The sequence below is a fragment of the Nostoc sp. GT001 genome (assembly GCF_030382115.1).
Lineage (GTDB): Bacteria > Cyanobacteriota > Cyanobacteriia > Cyanobacteriales > Nostocaceae > Nostoc.
Genome location: NZ_JAUDRJ010000003.1, coordinates 2,138,067 through 2,153,493, shown reverse-complemented (window position 1 = coordinate 2,153,493; position 15,427 = coordinate 2,138,067). Strand labels below are relative to the sequence as shown.

Here is a 15,427-nt window from a genome sequence, read left to right as displayed (position 1 = left end):
AAATTAATTGAGCGGATAGAGTGAAAGCCCACATTCCGCAGGTTATCATAGAGAAATTAGGGAATTTCAAGAAATAAATTATCCAATGTTGTGGGGTGGGCATCTTGCCCGCCTAATAGACTGGGCGGGCAAAATGCCCACCCCACAAGAGTTAATTGAATATTTTTTTATTTGGAAGTCTCTTAGTGTTTTAAAAATAGCGCTAAAATCCTCACCTATCTAAAGATTTTATCATAACGAATCCTGCGAGTAATCAGGCAATGTCGTTACTTCAAACCAATATTCCACGAGCATTTGAATATCTCTTTTCAGTTGAGCAAAATTGATTGGTTTAACAATATAGCTGTTGACACCATATTGATAGCATACTTCAATATCTTTAGGATTGTTAGAGGTAGTAAACACCACCACCGGAATCATCTTCAAGTTGTCATCCTGTTTAATCCGGCGTAACACTTCTCGTCCATCGGTTCCAGGCAGGTTCAAGTCAAGCAGAATCAAGCCGGGACGGGGCGCACTCTGGCGCTCTACATAGCTGCCAGATCGATAAAGAAACGCCAAGGCTTGTTCCCCATTTACACACCTCTGAATAGCGATCGCAATGGTAGATCGCCCTAAAAATCGTTGCAGTGCCTCAAAGTCTTCGTTGCTATCCTCGACAATTAAAAGTAGTGGCGTTTGCTGCATCGGGGAGACTGAAATCTGAGTCATATATTTGCCTCCGCTGACAGGGTGAAGTAAAATGTACTACCAACAGTTGGTGTAGATTCCACCCAGATTCTACCACCGTGACGTTCCACAATTTTGCGGGCAATGGTTAACCCTACCCCAGTTCCACCGCCAAATTCGTCCCGTCCATGTAAGCGGCGGAAGATTTCAAAGATTTTGTCGAGATGCTCTTGAGAGATGCCAATGCCGTTATCACGCACGTAGAAAGTTAGAGAAGTAGAAGCAACTTTTCTTTCTCCATTCCCTTCAATAAAACCTATTTCGACCCATTTCTCAGGTTTATCATTGTACTTGATGGCGTTGCTAATCAGGTTGCTGAAGAGTTCATTAATTTGAGCGCGATCGCCTTGAACGCTCTTCAGGGCTTGAGGAATGCGAAACTCAACTTCGCTCTGCGGTCGAGAAATGGTCAAGGTGGCGATTACTTGGGGCACTAACTCGTTTAGATTCACTGATTGCCTGACCAGTTCGGCGCGTCCCAACCGCGAGAAATGGAGGAGGGAATTAATTAAGTCTTCCATTCGCTGCGTCAGCCGCACCAAGGTTTGCAGTTTCGCCATTCCATCGCTATCTAGTATGTCTGCATAGTCTTCCATTAAGAAGTTAGCGTAGTTGTGAATGCCCCGCAGCGGTTCTTTTAGGTCATGGGAGGCAACGTAGGCAAAAGAATCAAGTTCTTCGTTACTCCGTTGTAATTCAAAATTCATCGATGCCAGTTTGTCTGCCTGCCGTAACACAACGCCCACAATCAGGCTTCGCAGTTCAGTAACCACCTCAATTTCACAGGGTTTCCAGGGTAGGGCAGATCCTTGCACCGTTTCTTGCCATAATTCAAAGGATTTGCGAGGAGACATTCTTAAACTGCCATCTGAGAAAACTTCTACAGGCTTGTTGGGGTTGCCGCCCCAATTCACCGTTTGAATTACCTCTGGGCGAAACCAGAGAATGTAATTGTGGTGAACTTTGGAAATTTCCAGAGCTAACACGCCACTAGTGATCGCTTGAAATGATTCGGCAGCAGGGTAATTTTTCGTGAGCGATCGCGTCTCAAACAAGTTATGATGCAGTTGAGGTTTAATCCAATCAAGTAAGGCGTGAATCTCTGACTCCGATGGTGTTTTACCCACTTGAATATACTGGTCGCCACTACATATCACCGCTCCTGTGGCGCTGACCAGATTGAGTAATTGAGATTTCATTTGCACCATGCCATCCAGGAAATACTCAGCCTGAGACAAGCCTGAGACAAATTGAGTTTGCAATGACTTTAATTGGCTTTTGTAATCAATATCTTCACTTGCTTCTTTATTTGCCAGTTCCACAGACATCACCTGTCCAATGAACTCGCAGATGGTGCGGATATTGTAAGAAATATATTTGGGTGACGAATGGTGACAGGCAATCAATCCCCAAAGCTTTTGCTCGTGCATCAGAGAAATAGACATAGAGGCGGTCACGCCCATATTTTCCAGGTACTCTAGATGAATCGGAGAAACACTCCGCAACACCGAGAGACTGAGATCCAACGGTTGATTTGTTAAAGGATTGTTTGCTGGAATTAAGGTGGCAGGCTGGTAGCTAGCATCTGGAATTAGCCGCAGCCAGTTGAGGATGTATAGTTGTCGGGCTTGCTTGGGAATATCAGAAGGCGGATAGTGTAAATCCAAATAGGGTGTTTCCTGATTGGTGTCTTCAGCGATGACACTACCTGCCCCTTCGCGATCGAATCGATAGACCATGACGCGATCGAAACCAGTAATTCGCCGGACTTCTGTCACCACAATCTGGCACATTTCTAGCAGCGTTGGTGCTTTGTGAATGCGGGTGATGGTTCCTTTTACCTGTTGATAGAAGTCAAAAAAGCCTGTTTTTCCCTTCGCTTTTTTCGGCTCTAATTCGAGAATAATAATAGTATCTAAATGATGGACAATGCCATCAAAATGAATTAATTTATTTTGATGTTTGATGGATAAATTGAGGGGATTAACGCTCTCAAAATCCTCTGCCAGACATTGTTGAATTAGTTTGATCTGCTTGACATTGAGTAAATCTGATAGCGGCTTGCCTAGCAATTCATCAGGTTGACGACCAACAACTGCCTGACTATTACTGCTCACCTGAAGGATTTCCAGGGTGGGATCTTGCAAAACTAGTAAAACCCCGTGAGGCTGGATCAAACTGGGAATGTGGATCGGTTCGCGATCGCAGTTTGTCAAATCAATGATTTCATCAGTCATTCTCTGTTTATCCAACTCCTCATTAGAACTCTGGCTTAAATAATTCGTAATTCGTAATTCGTAATTCGTAATACTTCAGCTCCCTTCTCTACGAGAGGCTGCGTCCGAAGCGTAGCTATGCCGCAGGCTTTACGGCTTCGCTCAGGGCAAGACGCTCAGTACAAGTTCGTAATTCGTAATTCGTAATTAATTTTGTGACGCGGATTTAGACGCGATAAATCGCCGTCTCTACAAGTGTTTTGTTGCTCATTCTGAACTGTATTGCGTTATATCTGAGATTTTGAGTCCTGTATTTTGTACCTCACCTAAAAGCAAACTCCTGTATTCACACTACTAGCCTAGACTCAAATTGAGGCTCTGGCTTCTACTCTTGGCTTAATGTTTCAATCAACAAATCTACCTGCTGTTGTCGCTGCTGCAAAAAACCTTCGCACTGACGCAAATATTCTACAGCAGTGGCAAATTGGTCAAACACAGCTTCCAATTCCAACTCACCCGCCTCAATGCGAGTAATAATCCCCTCTATTTCAGCAACTTTTGCCTCATAATTCCAACCTTCCTCAGAAGTAGAAGCACTCTTACGTTTAACCATTAAACTCTCTGCGTCCTTGGCGTCTTGGGGGTTCGTTTATCGTAAATTCAAGGGTTCAAGACCCCAACTGTCTTTAATTTTGAAGTAATGAGTAATAAGTAATAAGTAATGGGTATTACTCATTACTCATTACTCATTACTCATTACTCATTTATTTATTTCCATAACCTTCACTTTAACTCCACCTTGCCCCAACTGAATCACTAACTCTTCTCCCACTTCCAACTCCGCCGCCGAACGAGCGATCGCTCCATCTTCCCTTCTCACCACCGCATAACCACGCTGTAACACCGCTTTCGGGTCAAGACTAGCCAACTTCTGCCGCAATAATTCTAAATGCTGCGTTGCTTGCTGCGATCGCCCCGTGGTAATTTGCACCAAATGCTGACGCTTCCAAGCTAGCTTTTCCACTTCCTGCTGCACTTGCCGATCTAACCGCAAACGTCGCAAACGATTACGTAATACTTGCAGTTTATTCTCAGCATTTTCTTTAAAGTCATGCACCGCCTCATGTAAAGCGACAACTCGCTGCCGATGCTCAGTATATAATTCTGAAAGTGCTGGTACAACCATTTCCGCCGCCGCAGTGGGTGTATGCACACATACATCTGCGACTAAATCTGCTAAAGATTCATCTCGTTGATGGCCGATCCCAGTAATTATCGGAATAGAACAATTAGCAAGCGATCGCACTACTCGTTCATCATTAAAACAAGCCAATTCCTCCACCGCGCCACCACCACGCGATAAAATTAGCACTTCAGCGCGTCCATCTCTTTCCACGCGCTCAATTGCTTTGACGATAGATTCTGGTGCTTGCTCGCCTTGTACGGTCGCGGGAGAAAATAAAACGTGTAAACCTGGATACCTTTGCTTCAAGGTTTTTTGAATATCACCCCAAGCAGCAGCCGTTGGAGAAGTGACGACAGCGATCGTTTGGGGATGAATCGGGAGCGATCGCTTTCTTTGCGCGTCGAACAACCCCTCAGCCAGCAAGCGATTTTTGAGTTGTTGATAGCGTAACGCCTGTAAACCAACACCAGCAGGTAGAGTCTGCCAAACTGATAACTGATACTCTCCCCGTTGCGGATATAGGCGAATGCTGCCCAAAATGATGATCTGTTCACCAGGAACAGGCATTTGGGCGAGTTTTGGCAATTGGCTATTCCATACTACACACTTAATTCCGGCGGTGCGATCGGGATCTTGCAGCGTGAAAAACAACCCACTGCGATGGTTGTTAGCACTGGAAACTTCGCCAGTTACCCAAACTTGCCGCAATTGTTCATCTTGCTCTAACAGCAAGCGGATATAGTCAGTTAATCCAGATACCGAAAGCGCCGTATCGAGAATCAGAGAGTCGGGAAAGTCGAGAGTCATCAAAGATGCCTGAAAGCATTTGTGCTGGAGCGATTCTAGCATTTTTAATGAAACCCGAAGTTTAACCGAGTAAACGCTTCAATCTTTTGTAAACATCATCATCATTGCGCTTACCGACTAAAATCACTTCTATTAAATCGCGATCGGGAAAATACCTGTAAATAATTCGATATTCACCACTATCAACTCGATATAAACCCTGATAACCAGATAGCTGCTCACTATCAGCGGGTAAAGGCTCAACATTCAAAGCCAAAACCTTTTTTGCAATCTGTGCTGCTATTTTAGGCTGTAAACCGTTCAGAAAATCAAGAACAGTTGCTAGACCATCAAGCTTCGCCATTAGCTAAATGCTCTAATGCAGATGTAAAAGCCTCTGTACCAATCATTTTGGAGTGACTCAGAGCAACTTCAGCAGCTTGACCGAAAACCATATCCTCTAATTCTTCCAGCCGATTCATTAATTTTTGGTAGCTCTCGGCTGAAATAATCACGTGGCTAGGTCGTGATTGCTTAGTTAGTAGAACTGGCTCAGTAGCAGCCTTGTCAAAAACCTCACCGTGTTTGTTACGAGCATCTGTGAGAGTGTAGGTCTGCATAGCAATTTTGACTATTTTAGACATTTTGACTATATTTTAGCAGATAACTCTTCTGAACTCAATTCTGGATCAAGATAATACAGTGTTCATTATTGAATGTTAGATTTCCCAACACACATTAAAGCAATAGATGATTACACTATTTGATTTAATCCTTTAGAGACTGGAGTAACTGGCTAGGGCGTGCCATTTTCACAGCAGGATAAAGATTCGGATAGTGAACAAATATATAGTGTTCATATTTATACCAATGCATTTCACTCTTTTCTTTGTTACAAACCTGGCAAATGACCCATAAATTCCTGAATTCCATTGATAACCAAGGATACTGTGACCGAGGTAGCTTGTGATCTATTGTCTTACCACCTTTGTCAGAGTAGTGAGATCCACAAATTGGACAATACCAGTTAGAATTTTCTCTTACCCAATCTTTACTTTCTTGAGTTGTTCCACACTCAAAATCACCATTAATATAACGCCAATAATCGAATTTCCTATAAGTTTCAAAATCTTTATGAGTTAGCCTGTGATAACGCTTGTTGCCAATTGTATCCGCAAACGCAAATAATTCTTTAAGTTCTTTGTCTTCAATGTTAACCATATTTACCGCTAAAGCTTTACTGTTCTATATGTCTTTTGGTTATGCTTATTTTTATATTTAATATTGGTATTTTGACTAAAATCAATAAATTCCATCTCTGTCTCAGGAAACTGCTTATCTATTTCTTCTGCAACTTCATTAACTTCTTTAGATAATCTTTGGTTATACTCGTTTATTTCTTGATTAGTGAGATATCTATTACCAATCCTATCAGCTTCAATAAATAATTCTTCAAGTGTTAATTCTTCAACATGATAATTATTTATAAAATCCTCTATTTTTTGATAAAGACTAACAACATTGTCCCAGCCAATATTCTTGTAAAAGTTTTCTTTTAGCCAAATTTGGTCTTTCTCATGAAGCTTACTCCGATTCTTTGAGTTAGCGAGTTGAACAGCCCGATAACTCATTCCTCTAAAATTCCTTTTTTTACCTTTTTGATCGGTCATATATTCAGTGCTTTATCCTAAAGTCCATTTGAAAAAAGTAATTACTGCTTTCCGAATTTCACTATCTTCATATTTGAGAATTTCTTTAGTATTCATAGCTAACTTAAGTCTAATTTGATCGACTAAATTTTTTAGAGATTTATTGTCTTTTTTGAGTTGTTCATTGACTTCTGTTAAATTTTTGTTTTGAGAATATATTGTCTTGAGTTCAACTTCTAAAATATTATTTCTCTGAGACAAGCTTTTAATTTCAGCATCGTATTTTTCTCTTTCCTGTTTCGGATACTTTTTAACTTGGTCAATTTTGGCAGCATATTCCTGCTCCATCAACTCAATTTCTTTAGTTTTCTTAGTTACCAGACCTTTCTGAGCAGCCTGAAGACGCTGACGCTTAATTAATTCAGAACCAGCAAAACGCGAAATAGCTCTACGAATGGTAATTTCATCAGGATTGGTACTAAAGTCAATTATTTCCAACGCACGCATAGCATCTGCTTTTGTCCATGCCTCACTTTCAAGTAGCTTAATAGCCTGTGACTTATTCACGTTTGCTTAGAATAATAAATGTGATTTATGTCACAATTCTATCAGTATATAATTTCCATGCCAACAGGCTCTCTTTAAGAAGAACGCTAACTTTACTAAACTTATCGATGTCGGGGACTACTACGGTTTATGTTGTGAGTGAGCAAAATTCAACGGTTTATGATCGCGTCGCGTTGTACTAAGCTTTTATCTCTCCAAAATCAAGTAGTCTAACTATATACATGGCGTCAGGTCAGTTGTTTAGGTAATTTTTTCTTTGAAAACCCTTGCTTACCCAGCCAAAAAAAGCTATCTCTGAATGCAAGTTGGTATCATTGTGCAAAACTACCCTAATCTGGTAGCGATCGAGTTACGATCTTGTCACACCCCTTTTTTGATTTGAGAAGTCCTATTCCAGAATTTTCTGGTTAAAATAGTATATCTGTTCTACTCAAACTCCCAGAGCAACACTCCTTAAAACCATATATTAAGAGGCATTAGAGGCAGAAATGGCTATCAACACCGATACTTCCGGCAAGCAAAAAGCACTAACTATGGTGCTAAACCAGATTGAGCGCAGCTTTGGTAAAGGAGCAATCATGCGCCTGGGCGATGCTACCCGGATGCGGGTGGAAACAATTTCTAGTGGAGCGCTTACCCTAGATTTAGCATTGGGTGGTGGTTTACCCAAAGGTCGGGTAATTGAAATTTATGGGCCGGAAAGTTCCGGTAAAACTACAGTAGCGCTACACGCCCTCGCCGAAGTGCAAAGAAATGGCGGTATTGCTGCCTTCGTTGATGCTGAACACGCCCTAGACCCTACTTATGCAGCTGCATTGGGTGTAGATATTGATAATTTGCTGATTTCGCAACCTGACACCGGCGAATCAGCTTTGGAAATTGTCGATCAGCTGGTTCGCTCTGCTGCGGTTGATATTGTAGTCATTGACTCAGTAGCAGCACTGGTTCCCCGCGCTGAAATTGAAGGCGATATGGGTGACACCCATGTTGGACTACAAGCGCGGTTAATGAGCCAAGCCCTACGTAAGATTACTGGGAATATTGGTAAATCTGGTTGTACAGTAATTTTCATCAATCAGTTGCGTCAAAAAATCGGTGTTACTTACGGTAGCCCAGAAACTACTACTGGTGGTAACGCATTGAAATTTTACGCATCGGTACGCTTGGATATTCGTCGGATTCAAACCTTGAAAAAAGGCACAGATGAATATGGTAATCGCGTTAAGGTCAAAGTTGCCAAAAATAAAGTAGCGCCGCCTTTTAGAATAGCGGAATTTGACATTATTTTTGGTAAAGGTATTTCTACCTTGGGTTGTGTTGTTGACTTAGCAGAAGAAACTGGGATTATTATCCGCAAAGGTGCTTGGTATAGTTACAACGGCGATAATATCTCGCAAGGACGAGACAACGCCATTAAGTATCTAGAAGAAAAGCCTGAATTTGCTGAAGAAATTAAGAAACTGGTGCGTGAAAAGTTAGATAAAGGCGCTGTTGTTTCTGCTAACTCTGTAGCTAAAGCCAGTGAAGAAGATGAAGAGGAAGAAGTCGATTTAGAGCCAGAAGAATAAAAAATGTGGATTTATTAATCTGCAATTGCTAATAGATGGTGCGTTACAAAGATAGATGACGCACCTTATTTTTTCTAAAACGAGATTTAGGCATTGTCAAATACAAGCTTAAATCCAGATATTGAATAGCTTTAGACTGATCTTCACGTCCTACTTGATATTTTGTCGTAGGCGTAGCCCGCACTTCGACAAGCTCAGTGACCATCGTAGACATTGAATTGATGTGTCACCGATGAACCCATCAATTTAAAGTTAACAGACTACTATTAGGGAAAAATACTGGATCGGGGTTTCAGCCTGAGATTGACACTAATGACCAGCTATATGGTACTATTTCATGGCATTATGCTAAAAAACTTTGTTTATCATCAAAGAGTAGCCAACCCATGAGTTTAGCTGTAATTAAGTTCTCTTCAGAAGAGTGCGGCATCTGCCACAAAATGTCTTTTTATGACAAAAAGGTGGCTGAAGAACTGGGTTTAGAATTTATCGATGTAAAAATGCAAGATACGAATGCTTACCGCAAGTATCGCAAGATTTTATTGACTCAATATCCCGATAAATCAGAAATGGGATGGCCTACTTACATCATCTGCAATTCTCCAGAGGGGGAATTTCAGATTGTTGGTGAAGTAAAAGGAGGTCATCCCAAAGGGGAGTTTAGAAGCCGTCTGCAAGAGGTTCTGGATTCCACAGCTAATCAGAACTAATTACCTCAAAAGATTTGACCTCTAAGGCAGGGCCAATCATGGCAGTTGTCATGATATCTTCACGCACCTGTCCTTTAACTTTTGCTTTTTGTCCGGCTTTGAGTAAGTCTTTGTCAGCCCCTCTAAGGATTTCGTAAGTAACACCTTCTTCTGTAACTAACGCCCATGCGCCTGTACCAATATCACGACGTTCGACTGTACCTGTAAGTGTAATGCTCATAACAGTTCTGAGTGCTGAGTGGGGAGTAGGGAATTAGTAGAGACGCGATTAATCGCGTCTCTACAAGAGTTAGGAGTTATAAAAATTGATTTCCCATTCTCAATTTACGCAATTTTCTCTTCGTTTTTCAATGCTAAACGAACAAGTCCATAACAGACTAGGGCATTAGCAATGAGGAAGAGGCGTGCTAAGTTACCACTTCCCAATCCCCAAACTGTCGGCTCGAAAAAGGCACTTGTAGTTAAGCACGCGGCTACACCTAAAGTTGAACCAATGGCAAACCATTTCCAACTAGGATGTCCCAGCAGCAATGCCATCAACACAATGGGAATCAATACGCTGGCAAATACGGGATTCAACGCATCAGTTCCCTGGAGAGTATTGCCTAATTCGGGAATTGAACTGCCCAAAACCCGGAAAGGCCATTGAGGAAGATCAAAAATATAGATTCCCTTGAGGAAGAATAACCCAGAACTGCTAGCAATTAGTCCACTAGATAAAGACCAACTCCAAGTGAAGGGGAAGTAAACGCGTAAAAACCAAGCCAGCAGATAGGAACCAACTACCATTAAAACCTTGGGTAACAGTGCTACTGCACCACCATCTATCCAAAAGCCGGGGTTTAGATAGCCGTTATCCCGTAACCACCGGAAGAAATCTGGAAAACTGATTTGCCCCCCAAAGGCTAGTTTGACTGCTGCTTCTGCATTGAGTTGTCCAGCGCCATAATAGTTCAAACCATCATCCTGAATGACTCGTGCTGACTGTTTGAGGACTTTTAAAACTTCATCTGGTTCTTTGATACCAGCAGCTTTGACTAATGCCGCAACACCAGCAACGTGGGGAGCAGCCATGCTTGTACCCTGGAAGCCCAGAAATACCCCTTCGCCCTTTTCGTCGATAGTTTCTTGGAGAATCTTACCAGCTTCACTACCACCTGGAGCAGAGATATCTACCCCTGCACCAAAGTTAGAATAGGGCGCTCTTTCGCCATCTGGGCCAATTGCGGAAACGCCGATGACGTAAGGATAGCGGGCTGGATAGCTTGCCCCATTGGCGTTTTCATTGCCGGCTGCGGCAATAATAACAACACCTTTTCTATGGGCATACTCGATCGCTTGTTTCATCAACTGGCTTTCACCGCCACCACCCAAGCTCATATTAATCACATCTGCGCCTTTATCAGCAGCAAATTTAATCGCTTCGGCAATATCGGCAACGGTACCACCGCCATAAGAACTGAGTACCTTCAGCGGCATCAGACTGGCTTCGTAAGCAATTCCAGCGACGCCATACTTGTTATTTGTGGCTTGAGCAATAGTTCCGGCAACATGGGTACCGTGACCATTATCGTCTGTGGCTTCTTCTCGGTCGTTAACAAAATCATAGCCCTTGACGAATTTTGTCTCATACAAGTCACGAACTTTGGTAATTCCGGTGTCAATAACTGCGACTGTGATTCCACTGCCTTTGGTTTGACTCCATGCACCTTCAACACCGATTTTGTGCAAGTTCCACTGCTTGCTGTAATATTGGTCATTAGGGCCAGTTAATGAAGGACTTGCTTCTTCATCTTCTTGGGGTCGCAAAAATTCACCTAGCCAAGCGGCTTCACCTGGTTGGGGAATCTTGTTGTAGATATAGTTTGGTTCAATGAATTCTGTAGCTTGGGCGAACTGAGATTTTTTCAGTTCTTGGAGTCGTTGGCGATCGCCCTTGATAATATACACATTATCTTTTTTGGAAAACTTGTTGTCTAATTGGGGTGTAACGTTGTATTGTTTGGCGATCGCTTGCAAATCTTGTTCCACCACAGATGATGGAATATCTTCCCGAAAATCAAGCAAAATCGTCTCAAACTCTCCTTTAGCTGCCAATCCCTGAAAATTCAGGAAACCAAATATGGCAGTTCCCAGCCCAATGACAAACAAGCACAATAATATAAGTTTTCTCATATTAACTCATCACCGCTTTTTGCCAGTTTGCTCATACCATAACTTATCTGTGCCCCTTGTTGGTAGATTTTGCACTTTTAGTTACAAGTTTCACTCAGGACTGAGGATTTTTTTAAAAGATGGAACGTGGTCTTTTGTGGTTGCCGCTGTTAGTAATGTTTTTCTGGTTGGCTTGGCAAGGCTCGAAGGAGTATCAAAAAGTCGAAGCCTATCGCACTTGGGCAGAGCAATTTGAACGGGCCAAGTATGATATTTATGCTGTATTAGGTCAAAAAGAAAACAATATCACTTGGGGAAAACCCACACCTCAAGGGCCGATTAAACTAGAAACATTCTCCTTGCTTGATATTAAACAAATCCAGTTTTTAGTAAATGAAAAATCAGTAGATGTAAACAATCCACCGGAGAAAGGTCGTTCCATAGAATTAGAATTTTTATTTTCCGAATCTACTAACTCAGTGCGGGTTCCGTTTACAGAAATCCCTTTGGCAGCAGAATGGGGGAAGTTTTTACAGGGGCGATTACAAGACTTGCGATCGCAACCACAGCAGTAGTTATATTAAAACTATAAGCTCCAAATAATACGGCTATTTCTGGTCAAAAAGTGATATTGCTAGTGGTGATATGATTCATGGGCAACGACGTTTTTATTGGAAAGATGTTTTTTGGAATGGCTTTTACTTGACTAGCATTTTTTAAACATCTCCATAAATTAAATATATGTTATCCAAAACCCTTATAGAGACGTAGCACTGATACGTCTCTACATTCTTTTTCACCCCTATGTTGCGCCCCTATGGGTGTACTCTATCTAATTGAAAGCCGCCTGAAAAGTCAATTCAAGTTTGGGCTACACTTTTACTCGGTTGACCCGACCCAGCTATGCTTGAATGATGAAGTCAGAGGCAGCAACATAAGGCGAACCAGTAAGTTGTGCGAATAGACCACCAGTGCCTAAACCAGCAGCGCTACCATTTTGATTGTAAAGTAACTGCCCAGTCATCGAGTCGTAAACAATCACAGCATTGCTAAGTGCCCCTAAACTGCTGATTTGAAAATCGCTGGCGTTACTAAAACCCGTTCCCGCAACAGAAGTAATAGCAATAAAGGTAGTCTTATCGAGGACAATCTTATCACCACTGGAGCGATTGAAGTCAGCGATGGTATCAATACCCACAACAGCGCTATTAAAGATGGAATTGGTGTCGTAGAGGAAAGAGTCAGCACCGATACCACCCACAAGAGTATCATTGCCTTGTCCACCAATCAGAAGATCGTTGCCAGTAACACCCCGCAGCAGGTCGTCACCACCACTGCCATTGATAGTATCATTACCCCCTTGACCATTAATCACATCATTGGAACTGTAAAAACCGCTGATGTTATTGTTCAAGTCATTGAGGAAAGTGACAGTATTTGCTGTAGAAATATACGGTTGAGTGGAGTTGGCATTAATCACATCAAAGCTTTTGGTAATGCTGGCTTCTCGGTCAAATATGATATTGCCGATGGCAGGTCTTGTTGTCGATGCGGCTAAGTTGTCTAAGTTTTCTAACTTAAAGTTTTGCAGAGTGACTTTTGTATTAGCCACATTTCCAAAGCTGACTTCTAAATTGCTGCCATTTTGAGTTAATTGCAGATTTCTCGCAGTCAATTCAGTCCCAATAAATTGCAAGGTGTCTATCTTGGCAACCACCGCAGCCGAAGGGTTTGAACTAGTACCTACACCACCAAAATTGGTGATGCTGTAATTGCCATCGCCTCGTTGGATAATAAAGGTATCATTCGAGTTAGTGCCATTGAGAACTTGAATTTCCGGGACAGGAGCGGGTCTGACTATGCCACTAATGGCAAAGTCAAAGGGGCTTTCATCAATATCGTTGTTGTTTAAAACGAGGCTGCCACTATAAGTGCTAGCTGTAGTGGGCTTGAGTGCTACAGATATGGTGGTAGAAGCATTAACAGCCACGCTCGTTGGAAGAGTTCCGACCAAACTAAATCCGTTTGGAAGTTTAAGACTACTCAGCTTGAGTGCGCCTGTACCAGTGTTCTTGATAGTAAAGGTTTTGGTCAAGGCGTCACCAACAGTCGTTTCACCAAAGTTAATGGTGGTGGTGTTGCCATCTGTAATGTTAACAGTGCCATTGAGAACTTGAATTTCCGGGGTACTAACTGTGCCACTAATAGCAAAGTCAAAGGGGCTTTCATTAATATCGTTGTTGTTTAAACTGAGGCTGCCACTATAGATGCCGGGTGTAGTGGGGTTGAGTGCCACTACTATATTGGTGGAAGCATTGACGGCCAGGCTCGTTGGAAGAGTTCCGACCAAACTAAATCCGTCGGGAAGTTTAAGATTACTCAGGTTGAGTACAGCTATACCAGTGTTCTTGATAGTAAAAGTTTTGCTTAAGGGTTCACCAACAAGGGTTTCGCCAAAGTTAATAGCGGTGTTGCCATCAATAATATTAACTGTGCCATTAAGAACTTGAATTTCTGGGGTTTTGCTAGAGCTGCGAGGAGCCTCGTATGCACCAATATCAATGACTGTACTGCCATTCCCATCACCATCATGAGGAGTCTTTTTAGTGATGCTATTGAAGGCATTAGAGCCACCATCGATCGCAACACTTTCAGATTTAAGTGCAAAATTCTTGTTGGCTGGATCAACGAATTGAGGATCTTGACCCAAAAGATTCTGTAGCCCTGTAGCATTTAAATTATCTGAAGCTTGGAATAGGTTCGAGTTATAAACGAGATTGCGATCGAAGGTGACATTTGTAGCATACTTAATTCTGTTAGCATTTTGATTGTCGCTTGCATACAAAATGTTGTTGTAGACACGTACATTTTCCGAGTAAGTAACACCAATCTCTCCAGAATCTGTAAGAACCTGGGCATTCTTGTAAGCTGTGTTGTTGATAACATCAACATTAGTAGCTTCAAAAACATTAATGCCTGCACCCCCGTTGTTATAAGTGATGTTATTTGCAATTAATGCTTTACCTGTATAGTCAACATTATCTTTGCTGACATTGGTAGTATCAAGCATAATTCCATGTCCCTCGGTGATTTTGTCGGCGCCACCGTTTTTCCACGGAACTAAACTTTGGTTATCGTAGACAATATTGTCTCGAAAAATCATTCTGTAGTCAGTGGTATTGTTATCAAAATTAAAACTGTTGAGAGAGGTTATGCCCTGATTTCCGTGAGGCGAATACCAAGCGTTTCCAGACACAATATTTTTCTCAACAGTTATATAGTCTGAATTACTGAATGCTATACCTCCACCTGGAAAGTTACGGATTGTGTTACCAGTGATGACAATATGATGGGGATTAGTACCACCTATACCATCAGCGTTTTTCCATGCAGTAGCAGCAATACCATTACTATTAGTCAAGGGGTTATTAAGGTTATCCTTCTCTTGTAAGGCATATTCGAGAGTGACGTTTTCTCGATTGCCTTTTATATCAAGTCCTTCAATCCGCACGTAGGATGAACTCAATATATTAATACCACTTCCCGTTGTTGTTATCTTAGGCGTAGCCCCTGGATAAGCTTTTATTGTTGTCCAGTTATCTGGTGAGCCATTCAAGTTAAAAAGCGTAACCCCTTTCATTTGATAATTTCCATTCATGACGTAGAGCGTGTCGCCTGCTTTCATCTCATACACGGCTCTACCCAAGTTGAGAAATGCAGAATCTTTATTTAAGCCATTATTTTTATCACTGCCTGTTGCAGAAACGTAGTATGTTGTGCCAGCCATTTGTTTACTCCGAATATGTGTAAGGAAAATTGGTAGTACAATTTCAGCAACTTTCTTCAGTTGCTAAGTAGTTAG

15 protein-coding genes are annotated in these 15,427 nt (G+C 41.9%); 3 read left to right on the top strand and 12 right to left on the bottom strand.

Annotation, left to right across the window (positions count from 1 at the left end):
- Positions 1-231: 231 nt before the first annotated feature.
- The 9 genes from QUD05_RS12070 to QUD05_RS12030 form a co-directional block, all read right to left on the bottom strand.
- Positions 232-711 (bottom strand): response regulator, encoded by a 480-nt coding sequence (locus QUD05_RS12070; RefSeq protein ID WP_289796256.1) that lies wholly within the window; start codon positions 709-711, stop codon positions 232-234.
- On the bottom strand, positions 708-2,966 hold the full coding sequence (locus tag QUD05_RS12065; protein WP_289796255.1) for an ATP-binding protein: 2,259 nt from the start codon (positions 2,964-2,966) through the stop codon (positions 708-710). The genes QUD05_RS12070 and QUD05_RS12065 overlap by 4 nt, the downstream gene beginning before the upstream one ends.
- A gap of 364 nt (positions 2,967-3,330) precedes the next feature.
- Entirely contained in the window at positions 3,331-3,558 is a 228-nt protein-coding gene (gene xseB / locus QUD05_RS12060; protein ID WP_289796254.1) for an exodeoxyribonuclease VII small subunit, read from the bottom strand.
- Positions 3,559-3,705: 147 nt separating this feature from the next.
- Positions 3,706-4,938 carry an exodeoxyribonuclease VII large subunit gene (gene xseA, locus QUD05_RS12055; protein WP_289799942.1) on the bottom strand — a complete coding sequence of 411 codons (1,233 nt, stop codon included), beginning with the start codon at positions 4,936-4,938 and terminating at the stop codon, positions 3,706-3,708.
- A 61-nt stretch (positions 4,939-4,999) separates the two neighbouring features.
- A complete protein-coding gene (locus tag QUD05_RS12050; RefSeq protein ID WP_289796253.1) occupies positions 5,000-5,281 on the bottom strand; it encodes a type II toxin-antitoxin system RelE family toxin in 282 nt (93 codons plus the stop codon).
- The gene (locus QUD05_RS12045; protein WP_228012949.1) at positions 5,268-5,561 is read right to left on the bottom strand and encodes a type II toxin-antitoxin system Phd/YefM family antitoxin; all 294 of its coding nucleotides are present in this window, start codon (positions 5,559-5,561) and stop codon (positions 5,268-5,270) included. The genes QUD05_RS12050 and QUD05_RS12045 overlap by 14 nt, the downstream gene beginning before the upstream one ends.
- A gap of 124 nt (positions 5,562-5,685) precedes the next feature.
- Positions 5,686-6,138, bottom strand: coding sequence for an HNH endonuclease (locus QUD05_RS12040; RefSeq protein WP_289796252.1), 453 nt, complete (start codon positions 6,136-6,138; stop codon positions 5,686-5,688).
- 8 nt (positions 6,139-6,146) lie between these two features.
- A complete protein-coding gene (locus QUD05_RS12035) occupies positions 6,147-6,587 on the bottom strand; it encodes a hypothetical protein (protein ID WP_289796251.1) in 441 nt (146 codons plus the stop codon).
- Between the two features lie 12 nt (positions 6,588-6,599).
- A complete protein-coding gene (locus QUD05_RS12030) occupies positions 6,600-7,133 on the bottom strand; it encodes a hypothetical protein (protein ID WP_289796250.1) in 534 nt (177 codons plus the stop codon).
- A gap of 488 nt (positions 7,134-7,621) precedes the next feature.
- On the opposite strand from QUD05_RS12030, the gene recA reads away from it, so the two are divergent.
- Both recA and QUD05_RS12020 read left to right on the top strand, forming a co-directional pair.
- The gene (gene recA / locus QUD05_RS12025) at positions 7,622-8,701 is read left to right on the top strand and encodes a recombinase RecA (protein ID WP_289796248.1); all 1,080 of its coding nucleotides are present in this window, start codon (positions 7,622-7,624) and stop codon (positions 8,699-8,701) included.
- Between the two features lie 386 nt (positions 8,702-9,087).
- On the top strand, positions 9,088-9,411 hold the full coding sequence (locus QUD05_RS12020; RefSeq protein ID WP_289796247.1) for a thioredoxin family protein: 324 nt from the start codon (positions 9,088-9,090) through the stop codon (positions 9,409-9,411).
- Here QUD05_RS12020 and QUD05_RS12015 read toward each other — a convergent pair.
- A complete protein-coding gene (locus QUD05_RS12015) occupies positions 9,398-9,631 on the bottom strand; it encodes a hypothetical protein (protein ID WP_289796246.1) in 234 nt (77 codons plus the stop codon). The two genes, QUD05_RS12020 and QUD05_RS12015, sit on opposite strands and share 14 nt — an antisense overlap.
- 104 nt (positions 9,632-9,735) lie before the next feature.
- The gene (locus QUD05_RS12010; protein WP_289796245.1) at positions 9,736-11,586 is read right to left on the bottom strand and encodes a S8 family peptidase; all 1,851 of its coding nucleotides are present in this window, start codon (positions 11,584-11,586) and stop codon (positions 9,736-9,738) included.
- Between the two features lie 119 nt (positions 11,587-11,705).
- Here QUD05_RS12010 and QUD05_RS12005 point away from each other — a divergent pair, with 119 nt between their 5' ends.
- On the top strand, positions 11,706-12,140 hold the full coding sequence (locus QUD05_RS12005; protein WP_289796244.1) for a hypothetical protein: 435 nt from the start codon (positions 11,706-11,708) through the stop codon (positions 12,138-12,140).
- Between the two features lie 326 nt (positions 12,141-12,466).
- Here QUD05_RS12005 and QUD05_RS12000 read toward each other — a convergent pair whose 3' ends face one another.
- A complete protein-coding gene (locus QUD05_RS12000; protein WP_289796243.1) occupies positions 12,467-15,352 on the bottom strand; it encodes a choice-of-anchor D domain-containing protein in 2,886 nt (961 codons plus the stop codon).
- Between the last annotated feature and the right edge of the window lie 75 nt (positions 15,353-15,427).

Excerpts from the sequence above, each read along its gene's own strand:
- QUD05_RS12070 (WP_289796256.1), bottom strand. The coding sequence starts at position 711 with ATGACTCAGATTTCAGTCTCCCCGATGCAGCAAACGCCACTACTTTTA.
- QUD05_RS12065 (WP_289796255.1), bottom strand. The coding sequence starts at position 2,966 with ATGACTGATGAAATCATTGATTTGACAAACTGCGATCGCGAACCGATC.
- xseB (WP_289796254.1), bottom strand. The coding sequence starts at position 3,558 with ATGGTTAAACGTAAGAGTGCTTCTACTTCTGAGGAAGGTTGGAATTAT.
- xseA (WP_289799942.1), bottom strand. The coding sequence starts at position 4,938 with ATGACTCTCGACTTTCCCGACTCTCTGATTCTCGATACGGCGCTTTCG.
- QUD05_RS12050 (WP_289796253.1), bottom strand. The coding sequence starts at position 5,281 with ATGGCGAAGCTTGATGGTCTAGCAACTGTTCTTGATTTTCTGAACGGT.
- QUD05_RS12045 (WP_228012949.1), bottom strand. The coding sequence starts at position 5,561 with ATGTCTAAAATAGTCAAAATTGCTATGCAGACCTACACTCTCACAGAT.
- QUD05_RS12040 (WP_289796252.1), bottom strand. The coding sequence starts at position 6,138 with ATGGTTAACATTGAAGACAAAGAACTTAAAGAATTATTTGCGTTTGCG.
- QUD05_RS12035 (WP_289796251.1), bottom strand. The coding sequence starts at position 6,587 with ATGACCGATCAAAAAGGTAAAAAAAGGAATTTTAGAGGAATGAGTTAT.
- recA (WP_289796248.1), top strand. The coding sequence starts at position 7,622 with ATGGCTATCAACACCGATACTTCCGGCAAGCAAAAAGCACTAACTATG.
- QUD05_RS12020 (WP_289796247.1), top strand. The coding sequence starts at position 9,088 with ATGAGTTTAGCTGTAATTAAGTTCTCTTCAGAAGAGTGCGGCATCTGC.
- QUD05_RS12015 (WP_289796246.1), bottom strand. The coding sequence starts at position 9,631 with ATGAGCATTACACTTACAGGTACAGTCGAACGTCGTGATATTGGTACA.
- QUD05_RS12010 (WP_289796245.1), bottom strand. The coding sequence starts at position 11,586 with ATGAGAAAACTTATATTATTGTGCTTGTTTGTCATTGGGCTGGGAACT.
- QUD05_RS12005 (WP_289796244.1), top strand. The coding sequence starts at position 11,706 with ATGGAACGTGGTCTTTTGTGGTTGCCGCTGTTAGTAATGTTTTTCTGG.
- QUD05_RS12000 (WP_289796243.1), bottom strand. The coding sequence starts at position 15,352 with ATGGCTGGCACAACATACTACGTTTCTGCAACAGGCAGTGATAAAAAT.